Origin of the sequence: Streptomyces sp. NPDC014870, from assembly GCF_043081505.1 — a bacterium.
GTDB lineage: Bacteria > Actinomycetota > Actinomycetes > Streptomycetales > Streptomycetaceae > Streptomyces.
Genome location: NZ_JBIBWQ010000002.1, coordinates 442,030 through 454,796, shown reverse-complemented (window position 1 = coordinate 454,796; position 12,767 = coordinate 442,030). Strand labels below are relative to the sequence as shown.

10 protein-coding genes are annotated in these 12,767 nt (G+C 72.7%); all 10 read right to left on the bottom strand.

Annotated features, from left to right (window positions below; all coding sequences use genetic code 11):
- Positions 1 to 14: 14 nt before the first annotated feature.
- Entirely contained in the window at positions 15 to 620 is a 606-nt protein-coding gene (locus ACF09C_RS06690) for a GNAT family N-acetyltransferase (protein WP_392089483.1), read from the bottom strand.
- Positions 621 to 792: 172 nt separating this feature from the next.
- The gene (locus ACF09C_RS06685) at positions 793 to 1,878 is read right to left on the bottom strand and encodes a sugar phosphate isomerase/epimerase family protein (RefSeq protein ID WP_392089480.1); all 1,086 of its coding nucleotides are present in this window, start codon (positions 1,876 to 1,878) and stop codon (positions 793 to 795) included.
- A 49-nt stretch (positions 1,879 to 1,927) separates the two neighbouring features.
- Positions 1,928 to 3,325, bottom strand: coding sequence for an alkaline phosphatase family protein (locus ACF09C_RS06680; protein WP_392089478.1), 1,398 nt, complete (start codon positions 3,323 to 3,325; stop codon positions 1,928 to 1,930).
- Positions 3,322 to 4,491 carry a metabolite traffic protein EboE gene (gene eboE, locus ACF09C_RS06675; RefSeq protein WP_392089476.1) on the bottom strand — a complete coding sequence of 390 codons (1,170 nt, stop codon included), beginning with the start codon at positions 4,489 to 4,491 and terminating at the stop codon, positions 3,322 to 3,324. The genes ACF09C_RS06680 and eboE overlap by 4 nt, the downstream gene beginning before the upstream one ends.
- 13 nt (positions 4,492 to 4,504) lie before the next feature.
- Positions 4,505 to 5,356 carry a TatD family hydrolase gene (locus ACF09C_RS06670; RefSeq protein ID WP_392089473.1) on the bottom strand — a complete coding sequence of 284 codons (852 nt, stop codon included), beginning with the start codon at positions 5,354 to 5,356 and terminating at the stop codon, positions 4,505 to 4,507.
- Positions 5,356 to 5,919, bottom strand: coding sequence for an EboA domain-containing protein (locus tag ACF09C_RS06665; protein ID WP_392089471.1), 564 nt, complete (start codon positions 5,917 to 5,919; stop codon positions 5,356 to 5,358). The genes ACF09C_RS06670 and ACF09C_RS06665 overlap by 1 nt, the downstream gene beginning before the upstream one ends.
- On the bottom strand, positions 5,913 to 6,878 hold the full coding sequence (locus ACF09C_RS06660; RefSeq protein ID WP_392089469.1) for a sugar phosphate isomerase/epimerase family protein: 966 nt from the start codon (positions 6,876 to 6,878) through the stop codon (positions 5,913 to 5,915). The genes ACF09C_RS06665 and ACF09C_RS06660 overlap by 7 nt, the downstream gene beginning before the upstream one ends.
- The gene (locus tag ACF09C_RS06655) at positions 6,875 to 7,849 is read right to left on the bottom strand and encodes an SCO3242 family prenyltransferase (protein WP_392089467.1); all 975 of its coding nucleotides are present in this window, start codon (positions 7,847 to 7,849) and stop codon (positions 6,875 to 6,877) included. The genes ACF09C_RS06660 and ACF09C_RS06655 overlap by 4 nt, the downstream gene beginning before the upstream one ends.
- The gene (locus tag ACF09C_RS06650) at positions 7,846 to 8,961 is read right to left on the bottom strand and encodes an inositol-3-phosphate synthase (RefSeq protein ID WP_392089464.1); all 1,116 of its coding nucleotides are present in this window, start codon (positions 8,959 to 8,961) and stop codon (positions 7,846 to 7,848) included. Before ACF09C_RS06650 ends, ACF09C_RS06655 begins: the two co-directional genes overlap by 4 nt.
- 83 nt (positions 8,962 to 9,044) lie before the next feature.
- The gene (locus tag ACF09C_RS06645; RefSeq protein ID WP_392089462.1) at positions 9,045 to 12,734 is read right to left on the bottom strand and encodes a ThuA domain-containing protein; all 3,690 of its coding nucleotides are present in this window, start codon (positions 12,732 to 12,734) and stop codon (positions 9,045 to 9,047) included.
- Between the last annotated feature and the right edge of the window lie 33 nt (positions 12,735 to 12,767).

The following is a 12,767-nucleotide window of genomic DNA, read 5'->3' as shown; positions in this document are numbered from 1 at the left end:
CCGGGTGCCGGGGGTCACGCCGTGCCGTCGGCCGGCCAGGGGTCACCCTGCACGCGCGCGTGCAGGTGCTCGTCGTGCCATCCGTCCGCGTGGAGCAAGGCGCTCCGCATGGTCCCTTCCAGCGCGAAGCCCGCCTGCGTCGCCACCTGGCAGGACGCCGTGTTGGCGACGGAGTGCGTGATACGGAGACGGTGCAGACCCAGGTCGTCCAGGGCCCACCGGCTGATCCGGTCGGTGGCCCTGGTCATCAGTCCGTGTCCGCGGCCTCGCGGCAGCAGCCAGTAGAGGAACTCGGCGCTTCCGCCGTGGAGGTCGATGTCGGCCAGGCCGATCAGGCCGACCGGCCCGCCGTCGCCGAGCGGGGAGATCGCCCAGATCACGGCCTGTTCCGCCAGCCTGCGCTGCCCCCAGCTCTCGATCTTGGCGGCGGCCTCGGCCGGCGACAGATACCCGGGACGGTTCCACTGCTGGATCTCCGGATCGCGGCAGGACTCCGCCAGCACGTCGGCGTCGTCCCTCCCCCACGGCCTGAGTTCGAAGCCGTGCCCGAGGTCGAAGACCGGCTGGCCGCCGGTGCTCAGGCGGCCGGCCGGGACCACCGCTGATATCGGATCGATCATCACACCATCATGCCAAGGCCCTCCTGCGGCATCAGGTGGTACTCCGGGTAGTTAGTCGCCCGTGCCGCGGGCCCGCCGGGTGGTGGCGAACCCGCGGCCGATCAGCCGGGACGTGTGAGCGTGACGGCCTGCCGGCTGCTCGGGCTGTTGCGCCTGCTCGGGCTGCTCGGGCTCAGCACTGCTTCTCGCGCAGCGAGTGCAGGTGCGCGCTGGACTTGCGGGCGAACGCGAAGGACTCGACGGGGTTGTCGTGTTCCGCCTGCCAGTGGTGCGCGCGGTAGCCGTGGTGGGTGCGGTTCACCGCCGAGATGAAGCGCCGGTAGTCGATGTCTCCGTCCCCGACGTCCGCCATGCGGTAGCCGTCGCGGACGGAGTCGTCGTGTTCGCCGTCCTTCACGTGGAAGAGCGGATAGCGGTGGGGCTGGGCGAGGACGTAGTCCAGCGGGTCGAAGGGGGCAGGGGTGCCGTCGGCTCGGCGGGAGAAGCGGAACTGGGCCACGTACGCCCAGTAGATGTCCATTTCGAGGTGGACGAGGTCGGGGTCGGTCTCGGCGAGCAGGACGTCGTAGAGCCGGACGTTCGGCCGGTCGGTGGCGAAGGAGAACTCCTCGGCGTGGTTGTGCTGGTAGAACTTCATGCCGCGCTTCCTCGCCTCGGCGCCGTACCGGTTGAAGTCCTCGGCGCAGCGCTTCCAGCCGTCGACGGTGGCGCCGTAGCGCCAGGGGCCCGACGCGGTGCCGATGTGCGGGAGACCGAGGGCCTGGGCGTCGTCGAGGACCTTGTCGAGGTTCTGCGCGAAGGTGTACGCGTTCGGGTCGCCGTCGTTGTAGTAGCCGACGTGGCTGCCGATGCCGCGCAGGCCGTGTTCGCGGGTGAGCTTCTTGAGTTCGGCGAGGGTGATCGGGCCCGCTGAGCCCTGGCCGTACCCGGCGAACTCGACCTCGTCGTAGCCGTACTTGCTCAGTTCGGCGAAGACCGCGGCGAAGCCGAGGGTGGAGACCTTGTCGCGCAGTGAGTAGAGCTGGATGCCGAGGCGGCCGGGCGGGAGGACAGGGCGGCCCTTGCCGTGTCCGTGGCCGTGGCCACCGTCCTGGCCGGGTCCACGGTCGGCCGAGTCGGCGGCGGCCTGGGGTGCGGCCGCTCCGAGCAGGGCGGCGGCGGTCGTGCCGGCGGCGACGCCGAGCATGTTCCGTCTGCTGAGCTTGCGGGTCAGCTCCGGGTCCGGGGTGGCGGGCGAGATGCGGCGGGAGCGGGTCATCTGTGGATAACTCCTCGTTGTCGGTGGTCTCTGCTTCACTGGAGATCGGTCAGGAAAGACCGGCCAGTCGGAGCAAGAGGGACTTCACATCGGTGGCCGCTACGCGGCCGCTCACAGCGCGGGGGGTGGAGCACAGAATGAGCGGACTTTCGTCGTCGCTCGTGGGGAGGCGGCCATGGCTGCCGCGAATAGGTGAGGGATCCAGGGGGACCACCGCGAGCCGGTAGCGCATGCCGAGCTTCTTGCGGGCGATCGCCTTCGCCGCCTTGACCCGTACGTAGGGATCGAGCGGGTCCATGAAGAGTTCGGCGGGGTCGTAGCCGGGTTTCCGGTGGATCTCGACGAGCTGGGCGAAGTCGGGCGCGTGCGTGTCGTCGAGCCAGTAGTAGTACGTGAACCACGCGTCGGGCTCGGCGAGGGCGACGAGTTCGCCCGAGCGGGGGTGGTCGAGGCCGTGCTCCTTCTTGCCCTCGTCGTCCAGGAGTCGCTCGACACCGGGCAGACCGGCGAGGGTCTCACGGACGGTGTCAAGGTCCTCGGGGCGGCGGACGTAGACATGGGCGAGCTGGTGGTCGGCGACCGCGAAGGCGCGCGAGGTCATCGGGTCCAGGTACTCCATGCCGTCCTGGGTGTGGACCTCCAGGAGGCCGGCGCGGCGCAGGGCGCGGTTGATGTCGACGGGCCGGCTGACGCGGGTGATGCCGTACTCGGAGAGGGCGACGACCGTGCGGCCTTCGGCTCGGGCCTCGTCGAGGAGGGGGGCGAGAGCGGTGTCCAGGTCGGCCGCTGCCCGCAGGGCGCGCGGGTCGTCCGGGCCGTATCGCTGGAGGTCGTAGTCCAGGTGCGGGACGTAGGCGAGAGCGAGATCCGGATGGCGGGTGCGAAGGATGTGGCGGGTGGCGTCGATGATCCAGCGGCTGGAGACCAGGTCGGCGCCCGGGCCCCAGAAATGGAAGAGGGGGAAGGTGCCGAGTTCCTCGGTGAGTTCGTCGTGGAGGGCCGGTGGTCGGGTGTAGCAGTCGGGTTCCTTGCGGCCGTCGGCGTAGTAGACGGGACGGGGGGTGACGGTGATGTCGGTGTCCGCGCCCATGGCGTACCACCAGCAGATGTTGGCGACGGTGTAGCCGGGGTGGGCGCGGCGGGCGGCGTCCCAGAGCCGGTCGCCGGAGACGAGGCCGTTGTGCTGGCGCCAGAGCAGGACGTCGCCGAGTTCGCGGAAGTACCAGCCGTTGGCGACGATGCCGTGCTCGGAAGGGAGGGTGCCGGTGAGGAAGGTGGTCTGGGCGGTGCAGGTGACGGCCGGCAGGACGGTGGTGAGCGGGGCCTGTGAGCCGGCCGCGCCGAGGGCCCGCAGGCGGGGCATGTGCTCCAGGAGGCGGGGGGTGAGACCGACGACGTCGAGGACGAGGAGGGGGGTGGGCCGGGTGTCGCCGCGTGGGCTGGTCATGGCAGTTCCTTGAGGCCGAGGTCGGTCAGCAGGTCGCGGGCCAGGGTGAGTTCGGCGGCGATGCCGTCGGCGAGGCGGGCGCGGTTGCGGGGGCGCCGGTCCGCCGGGAGCGCCTGCCAGGTGTAGGTCTCGACCTCCAGGTGGTGGGTGCGGGGGCGCGGTCCGCCGAGGAGGAGGGCGAGGGTGGTGCGGAGGACCGGAAGAGTGGAGGTGAGCGGAGGCTCGGGTGGGGCGTGCAGGGGGACGTGGAAGTGCGAGCGCCAGGGCGCGCCGTCGGGGAGGGCCCGGCCGGAGACGGCTTCCGGCAGGTCGTCGGTGCCGCGCAGTCCGGCGGCGGTCCTGGTGCGGGTCTGGTGGAGGAAGCGGGGCTCGGCGAAGGCGGCGAGCGCGGCGCGGACCTCCGGGAGATGGGGGTGCTCGGCGTGCAGGGCGGCGGAGAGCTGGGCCTTGACGACGGGGATGCCGGCGGCGCCGAGGGAGTCCAGGGCGGTGGTCGGGTCCTCGAAGGTGGTGGCGAGATGGCAGGTGTCGAGGCAGACGCCCACGCGGGGGCTTGAGACGGCGGTGAGGGGGGCGATCGCGTCGGCGGTGGTCTCCACGGTGCAGCCGGGTTCCGGTTCGAGGCCGATCCGGATGCTCTTCCCGGTGAGTTCCTCCAGGGCGTCGAGGCGTTCGGCGAGGGTGGTCAGTGCGGCGAGGGCGGTCTCCTCGGCGCCGGAGTCGAAGGAGGTGCGCCAGGCGAGCGGCAGGGTGGAGACGGAGCCCTCGGTGACGTCGTCGGGGAGGAGGGCGGCGAGCAGCCGGGCCAGGTCGCCGGTGTGGGCGAGGCGTTCGGGGCGGGTCCAGTCCGGTTGGTAGACGCGGTACTTGACCTCCGCGGCGCCGAAGCCCTCGTAGGGGAAGCCGTTGAGGGTGACGACCTCCAGTCCTCTGCGGTCGATCTCGGCGCGGAGCGTGCGCAGCGAGCCGGGGTCGTTGATCAGGGCCTGGGCGGCGTCCCGGGCGAGCCAGAGGCCGATGCCGAGGCGGTCACGGCCGAGGCGGCGGCGGACGGGTTCGCAGTGGTCGCGCAGTTGGTCGAGGACGCCGTCGAGGGTCTCCGCGGGGTGGACGTTAGTGCAGTAGGCGAGGTGGACGGTGGAGCCGTCCGGGTGGCGGAAGCGCATCGGTCGGCCCGCCTCATTCCCCGCCGCGGAGGACGGAGTTGCCCAGATGGGTCGGGGCGTCGGAGGAAGGAGGGGCGAGATCGAGGCGGCCGCTGAGGCCGTAGAAGGCGACGGGGTTGCGCCACAGCACGCGGTCGACGTCGTCGTCGGAGAATCCGGCGGCGAGCATGGCGTCGCCGACCTTGCGGGTCTTCAGCGGGTCGCTGTTGCCCCAGTCGGCGGCCGAGTTGACCAGAATCCGGTCCAGGCCGTGGTCCTTGAGCACGGCGACCATGCGGTCCTCGTCCATCTTGGTGTCGGGGTAGACGGAGAATCCGAGCCAGGCGCCGCTGTCGGCGGCCTCCTTGACGGTCGTCTCGTTGAGGTGGTCGAGCAGCACCCGGTCGGGGGCGAGGTCGGACTCGCGGATCACGTCGAGGGTCCGGCGCAGCCCGGCGAGCTTGTCCCGGTGCGGGGTGTGGACGAGGGCCGGCAGGCCGTGGTCGGCGGCGAGCTGGAGCTGTGCGGCGAGGGCGGTGTCCTCCGCGGGGGTCATGGAGTCGTAGCCGATCTCGCCGACGGCGACGACGTTGTCCTTGACGAGGTACCGCGGCAGGAGGTCGAGAACGGGGGTGCAGCGGGGGTCGTTGGCCTCCTTGGGGTTGAGGGCGAGGGTGCAGTGGTGGGCGATGCCGTACTGGGCGGCCCGGAAGGGTTCCCAGCCGAGGAGGGAGTCGAAGTAGTCGACGAAGGAGGCGGGTGAGGTGCGGGGCTGACCGAGCCAGAAGGCGGGCTCGACCAGGGCGCGGACTCCGGCGTCGTACATCGCGCGGTAGTCGTCCGTGGTGCGCGAGGTCATGTGGATGTGGGGGTCGAAGATGCGCATCAGGACTCCTCGGGGCGGGCCGTGGGGGTGGTGAGGGCGAGGACGCGGTGGAGGTCGGTGGGGACGGGGCGGCCGGCGGCGGTGCGTTCGGTGGCGTAGGCGCTGAGCATCCGGGCGAGTTCGGAGTCACCGCGGGCGCGGTCGTGGAGTCCGGCGACGGTGTCGAGGGGGACGCCGGTGAAGAGGCACTTGAGGACGGCGTGGCGCCAGGCGTGGGGGGCGAGGTGGGCGGCGGCGTAGGGGCCGAGGGCGGCGGCGATCAGGTGGGTGTCGTGGGTGCGCAGGGCGTCCTCGACGAGAGGCAGTGCCTCGGGGCCCGTGACGAGGGAGGGGAGGGCGAGGAGGACGGCGCGGCGCTCGGGTGCCGATCCCTGCTGGTAGAGCCGGGTGAGGTCGGCCGGGTCGGCGCGGGCCGCGCGGAGCAGGGCGACGCGGACGGAGTCGGCGTGGTCCGGGCCGCAGTGCCGGCCGGCGGAGGCGAAGCGCAGCTCCCACAGGGCGGTGCGGTCGGTGGCGGCGGTGAGGGCCTCGTCGAACCAGGCCCGGGCGGTCGGGGTCAGCAAGTTGGCTCTCTCGGTGGGGTGGGGCGGGTGGAGGGGCCGGGGTGTCCGGAGTGGCCGCGCAGGAACGCGAGGGAGGAGCGGGCGAGTTCCGGGCCCGCGTGGGAGTGGCGGGGCAGTTCGACGACGGTCAGGCCCGGGTAGCCGGCGGCGGTGAGTTCGGCGAGGGCGGCGAGGACGGGTGGGAAGTCGATCTCGCCGTCGCCGAACGGGAGGTGTTCGTGGACGCCGCGGCGCATGTCCTCGATCTGGACGTGGTGCAGCCAGGGTGCGGCGGCCCGGACACAGTCGGCCGGCGACTCGGCTTCCAGGCACTGGCAGTGGCCGATGTCGAGGGTCAGGCCGAGATGGCGGGGGTCCGGGTCGCCGAGGAGGGAACGGAGGGTGTGGAAGTCGTCGAGGGTGGAGAGGAGGTGACCCGGTTCGGGTTCGACGGCGAGGGGGACGCGGGCGGCGGCCGCCGCTTCGAGGACGGGGTCGAGGGATTCCGCCAGGCGCTTCCAGGCGGTCTCGTCGGTGGTGCCGACCGGGGTGACGCCGCTGAAGCAGTGCACGGCGTGGGCGCCGAGGTCGGCGGCCACCCGGACCGCGCGGAGCAGGAGACCGACGCGGGTGGCACGGGCCTCGGGGTCCGGGTCGAGGAGTGACGGGCCGTGCTTGCGGCGGGGGTCGAGGACGTAGCGGGCGCCGGTCTCGACGGTCACCCCGAGACCGAGGGCGTCCAGACGCCGGGCCACCCGCGCGGTGCGGGCGGGGAGTTCGGGGGCGAGCGGGTCGAGGTGCATGTGGTCGAGGGTGAGGCCGACGCCGTCGTACCCGAGGTCGGCGAGGACGGCGAGCGCGTCGTCGAGCCGGAGGTCGGTGAGGCCGTTGGTGCCGTACCCGAGGCGCAGGCCCGGCGGGGTGGCGGTGGGGAGGGGGACGGGGGCGGGGGCGGGGGCGGGCGTGGGCCGTGCGCTCATGTCGGGCTCACCTTCCGGGCGAGGGCTCGGGCGAGGGGGGCGAGGCCGAGCACCAGGAGCGCGGTGCCGGGCGCGCCCGACCGGGCGGCGAGGGTGGCCTGGAGCGGGATCAGGGCACGGATGCCGGCGCCGACGGAGCGCTGGGTGAGGGGTGGTGAGGGGTTGAGGGCCGCGTGGAGGAGGGGGGTGGTGGGGGTGCGGGCGTAGGCGGCTCCGACGGCCGCCGTGACCAGCGGGCCCGCCGCGGCGGCGATCCGGGCGACGGAGGTGGTGGGCCGTGTCGCCGCGCCTGCGGGGCCTTGGCCGGTGGCAGCCCCTGGCGTGGGCCGCTCTCGGGGGCGGGCCGTGAGGGCCGTGAGGGTCAGGGTGGTCGCGAGGGCCAGCAGGGGGGTTCGGGTCGAGCCGCCCTGGGTCTCGTGGCGGGAGACCGCGGTGACCGCGTAGGTGTGGGCGCCGACCGCGCCGGCCGCGCCCAGGGCGGCCGTTCGGGGGGCGCGGAGAGCGGAGGAGTTCGACGTGGCGACCGCGCCGAGGAGGACGTCGAGGGCGCGGGCCGCGGCCATCGTGGCCGGGGCCGCCGGGGTGTGCTTGAGGTGGAGGTCGTACGCCCAGACCGTCGCCGTGAGCGCGGTGGCCGTCGCCAGGGCGGGGCGGCCCGCGCGGGCGGCGAGCGCGAGGCCGGCGGCCGTCAGGGCGGCGGAGGCGGCGAGGGCGGCGCGCGGGGTGACGCGGCCGGAGGGGAGGGGACGGTGGGGGCGGTCCACGGCGTCCTCGGCGCGGTCCGCCCAGTCGTTGAGCGCCATGCCCGCCTCGTAGAGGCACAGGGAGGAGGCGATGGCGAGGAGCGTGGAACGGTTGGGGCGGAGGCCGGCCGCCGCCGCGCCCGCGAGGGCGTCGCCGGGCACGGTGGCGAGCGCGGAGACCCGCAGCAGCTCCGCCCAGGCCGTGACGCGTCCGCGCACCCGGCTCACCGGGCCTCCCCCAGGCGGACAGCGAAGGAGACGAGGCGGGCGTACTGGTCCGCGAGGCCCGCGGGGGCCTCGCCCTCCGGGTCCTTGAAGTAGAAGGCGAGGTCGGAGAGCGGGCCGGAGAGGGCCTGCTCGTGGGCGCGGGCGGTCAGCCGGGCGAGGTCCAGGACGAGGGGCGCGGCGAGGGCCGAGTCGCAGCCCTGCCAGGTGGTCTGGAGGACCATCCGGGAGCCGAGGAAGCCCTCGAAGGCGATGTGGTCCCAGGCCGTCTTCCACTCGCCGAGCGCCGGGACGTCGTCGATGTGGACCTCGCCCTCGGGGGCGTGGCCGAACACGTCCGCGAGGACCCGTTCCTTGCCCGCGTTCTTGGCGGCCGCGGCGGCCGGGTCGGCGAGGGCCGCGCCGTCTCCCCCGCCAAGCAGGTTGGTGCCCGACCAGGCCCGTACGGTCAGGGCGCGCTGGAGGAACATCGGGGCGAGGACGGAACGCAGGAGGGTCTGGCCGGTCTTGCCGTCGCGGCCCGCGTGGGGAAGGCCGCTCGCCGCGACGGTGTCGGTGAGGGCGGGGTGGCGCAGCCCGGTCGAGGGGGTGAAGTTGACGTAGGGGCAGCCTGCGCGGAGCGCGGCGGCGGCGTAGAGGGAGCTGGGCGGGAGCCCGGCGCCCCCCGACGCCGGCTCCGTGGAGGCAACATTGATCACGACGACCCGGTCCAGTTCCAGCCGGATCCTGAAGTCCGTCAGGTCGGCGGCGAAGGAGGAGATCAGTTCCTCCTCCGTGCGGGTGTCGCCGGGCAGCGGGCCGCCGGGGCGGATCTCCGCGTCGGCGGCGCCCAGTTCGGCCGCGACGGCGGGGGCGAGGCCGTGCGGGAGGACGCCCGCGACGGTGAGGTGCTCGGCCCGCTTGGGCAGTGGACACGACGCCGTGTCGTGTCCGCCGAAGACGAGGGAGGCGAGGGGCGGGAGTCCGGCGGAGGCGAAGGGGGCGGTCTCCGTCACCATGCCGGTCGGTGGGTGCAGGCCCGCCGTGGCGGCGGCGCAGCCGGCCACCGCCGTGGTGGCAACGGAGCCTCTCGCTCCGACCAGCCAGATTCCCGTGCGTGTTCCTGTGGTGGTCACGACCCTGCCTCCCTGGACTGTGGTGGAGACGGCGGGCGGGGGGTACGGCGCCTCCCCGCCCGCCGCCGGCTGGGCAGGGGGCTCTACGAGGGGAGCTCCCTGAGCTTGATGGCGCGGAACGACACCTGGTCGTCGGCTCCGTGGTTCTGGATGCCGATGTGGCCGTCCTTGAGGCTCCGTGCCGGGTCGGTGTTGGTGAAGTCGTTGATCTTCACCCCGTTGAGGAACACCTGGAGGCGTTCGCCCTGGACGCGGATCTCGTAGCTGTTCCATTGGCCCGGCGGCCTGAGCACGGCGTCGCGGGCCGCGAGGTTGGCGGACTTGAAGCCGTAGACCGCTCCGGTGGTGCGGTCGGCGGCGTCGGTCGCGTCGATCTGGATCTCGTAGCCCTTGTTCACCGCCGACCAGGGGTCGTCGGAGGCGGGGAAGCCGACGAAGATGCCGGAGTTGTCGTCGCCGGCCGCCTTCCAGTCGAGCGTGAGGGAGTACGAGGAGAACTCCTTGGCCTGGTACCAGAGCATCCCCATGCCGCCGACCGAGCGCAGTTCACCGTCGACGACGTCGAAGCTGCCGGGTCCGGCCTGCTTCCAGCCCTCGCGGGTCTCTCCGTTGAAGAGCTCGCGGTAGCCGGTCTGCGGCCGGCAGTCGGCCGCGGTCTGCCCGGTGGCGTACCGCAGTCCGCCGAGGAGGTGCTGCCGGAAGGCCGGCTCGGCGTAGGACTCCTTGGTGTGGCCGCCGCCGGTGTAGAAGGACCGCCCGCCACCGTACGACTTGCACCAGGCGATCGGGTGGTCGCCCTTCATCGTGCCGCCCTGGTAGGTGGTCTCGTCGAGAGTGGCGAGGATCCTGGCCTGACCGCGCGGGTTGGTGCGGTAGTTGTACCACTCGTCGGTGCGCTGCCAGGTGGTGTCGAGGTGCTCGGTGGCCGGGTGGTCGTGGTCCTCGACGCGTACGGTGGCCGGCTGGATCTGCGGGTGGGAGTGGAAGTGGGCGCCGACGAGGCCGCCGTAGAACTCCCAGTCGTACTCGGTGTCGGCGGCCGCGTGGACGCCCATGTAGCCGCCGCCGGTGGAGACGTAGTGCTCGAAGGCGGTCTGCTGTTCGGCGTTGAGGACGTCTCCGGTGGTGGAGAGGAAGACGACGGCGTCGTAGCGGGCGAGGTTGTTGGTGGTGAACTGGCGGGGTTCCTCGGTCGCGTCGACGGTGATGCCGCTCTGGGCGCCGAGTTCCTTCAGCGCGGTGACGCCGGTGCCGATGGAGTCGTGCCGGAAGCCGGCGGTACGGGAGAAGACGAGGACGCGCTTGGCGTTCCGGTCGATCGGGGCGCTGGAGATCGTGAAGTCGTCCACGTCGTAGAGCGCGCCCGCTCCGCCCTTGAAGACGAGGAAGAGTTCGGTCGTCTTGCGGGGCACGTTCCGCAGGGGTACGTCGATGTCCTGGAAGGTCTCCCAGCCGCCGGTGACGGGGACGGGCGCGGAGCCGTGCAGGGTGCCGGTGGGCGAGCCGGTGCGGACTTCGAGGAAGCCGCCCGCGCCGCCGGAGGAGACCCGTGCGGTCAGCTTGGTGGCCCCGGTCAGGTTGTAGGGCTTGAGCGAGATCCAGTCGCCGTTGTCGATGTCGCCGACGGTCCGCCCGCCGTTCGCCTCGGCCTTGTCGTACGTACGGATGCCCTGCTGGCCGTCGAAGTGCTCGGCCTGGCGGTGGCGCGGCTGGAGCTTGGCCTGGTCGTGGGTGGTGAGTGCGGCCTGGCCGCCGCCTCCGCCGTCGGTGTACTCGGCGTCGAAGACGGCGAAGATGTTGGCGTCGTCGTCGTGGCCGCCGTCGGCGGAGGTCTTGATGGTGCCGGAGCAGCCGTTGGCCGAGGTGACCGGGTGCCCGTGGCTGTCGTGGCCGAGGACGTAGGTGACCTTGACCTTGGCGCAGTCGATCGCGCCGTCCTCCGGGTCGGTGACCGTGACCTTGAAGGGGATCTCGTCGCCGAAGGAGAACAGGGCGCCCTCCGCCGGGAGTTCGAGGGCGACCTTGGGCGCGGTGTTGCCGACGACGACGTGGACGGAGGCCGAACCGGTGCGTCCGCTCGGGTCCTTGGCCGTCACGGTCGCGGTGTAGGTGCCGTTCTTCCGGTACGTGTAGGTGGGGTTGGCGGCCGTGGACGTGCCGCCGTCGCCGAACTCCCAGCTGTAGGTAAGGGCGTCGCCGTCGTCGTCGGTGGTGCCGGCGGAAGAGAACGCGACCTTCAGGGGTGACGTGCCGGACGTCTTGTTCGCGCTCGCCTCGGCGACCGGGGAGCGTCCGCCGGTGGCGTTCTCGATGCGGTAGAGCCCGGAGTTGTGGTCGCCGCCGAACCAGGCGGTGCCGTAGTCGAGGACGTACAGCGCGCCGTCGGGGCCGAAGGCCATGTCCATCACCTGGGTGCCGGTCCACGGCACGGGGTTGATGGACTGGACGGTGCCGTCGGTGCCCTGCTCGACGCGCTTGATCCAGCGCCGGCCGAACTCCCCGGCGAAGAAGTCGCCGTCGTAGGCCTCGGGGAACTTGACGGGGGAGGTGGAGGCGGGGTCGTAGCGGTAGACGGGTCCGCCCATCGGGGACTCGGATCCGGTGCCGAACTCCGGTACGGAGCCGCCGTCGTACGGGAGCCAGGCGGGTTCGGCCGGCGGGAGGTCGACGAGTCCGGTGTTGTGCGGCGAGTCGTTCTTCGGGGCGGCGCAGTCGAAGGCGGCGCCGGAGACCTTGGTCGCGAAGTCGTAGTCGACGTAGGCGTCGTTCCTGCCGGTGCAGAACGGCCAGCCGAAGTTTCCGGGCTTGGTGATCCGGGCGAACTCGACCTGGCCGGCGGGTCCGCGCTTGGGGTCGGCGGCGCCCGCGTCGGGGCCGTAGTCGCCGACGTAGAGGATGCCGGTCGCCTTGTCGACGCTGAAGCGGAAGGGGTTGCGGAAGCCCATCGCGTAGATCTCGGGGCGGGTCTTGTCGGTGCCGGGGGCGAAGAGGTTGCCGTCGGGGACGGTGTACGAGCCGTCCTCGGCGACCTTGATCCGCAGGATCTTGCCGCGCAGGTCGTTGGTGTTGCCCGAGGTCCGCCGGGCGTCGAACGCGGGGTTGCGGTCCGGGCGTTCGTCGATGGGGGTGAAGCCGTCGGAGGCGAAGGGGTTGGAGTCGTCGCCGGTCGACAGGTAGAGGTTGCCCTGCGCGTCGAAGTCGATGTCGCCGCCGACGTGGCAGCAGATGCCCCGGGTGGCGGGGATGTCGATGACCTTCTTCTCGCTGGCGTTGTCGAGGGTGCCGTCGGCCTTCAGCGTGAAGCGGGAGAGGCGGTTGACGCCGTCGTACTTCGCGAAGTCGGCCGCCGTGCCGTTCTCGGGGGCGTCCCCGGCGGGAGTGTCGAGCGGCGGGGCGTAATAGAGGTAGAGGGCCTTGTTGGTGGCGAAGTCCGGGTCCAGGCCGATGCCCTGGAGGCCCTCCTCGTCGTGGGAGTAGACGGGGACGGTGCCGATGACCGTGGTGTTGCCGGCGGCGTCGGTGCGGCGCAGCTCGCCGTTGCGCGAGGTGTGCAGGACGCTCCGGTCGGGGAGCACGGCGAGCGACATCGGTTCGCCGACCTCCTCGCCGCCCTTGGCGAGGGTGACCTGCTGGAACTCCTCCGCGGCGGCCGCGGGGGCGGCGGTGCCGTTCTCGGTCTCCGCGGCGAGGGCCTGCTGGCCGCCGAGGGCGAGGAGTCCGGCGGCGAGGAGGGCGAGGGGCTTTCTGGCTCGGGGGCGTTTCTTGCTGTGCACGAATGTCCTCCGGAGTAGGGCCGGGTGGGTGCG

Coding starts and splice junctions, on each gene's coding strand:
- ACF09C_RS06690 (WP_392089483.1), bottom strand. CDS start 620: ATGATCGATCCGATATCAGCGGTGGTCCCGGCCGGCCGCCTGAGCACC.
- ACF09C_RS06685 (WP_392089480.1), bottom strand. CDS start 1,878: ATGACCCGCTCCCGCCGCATCTCGCCCGCCACCCCGGACCCGGAGCTG.
- ACF09C_RS06680 (WP_392089478.1), bottom strand. CDS start 3,325: ATGACCAGCCCACGCGGCGACACCCGGCCCACCCCCCTCCTCGTCCTC.
- eboE (WP_392089476.1), bottom strand. CDS start 4,491: ATGCGCTTCCGCCACCCGGACGGCTCCACCGTCCACCTCGCCTACTGC.
- ACF09C_RS06670 (WP_392089473.1), bottom strand. CDS start 5,356: ATGCGCATCTTCGACCCCCACATCCACATGACCTCGCGCACCACGGAC.
- ACF09C_RS06660 (WP_392089469.1), bottom strand. CDS start 6,878: ATGAGCGCACGGCCCACGCCCGCCCCCGCCCCCGCCCCCGTCCCCCTC.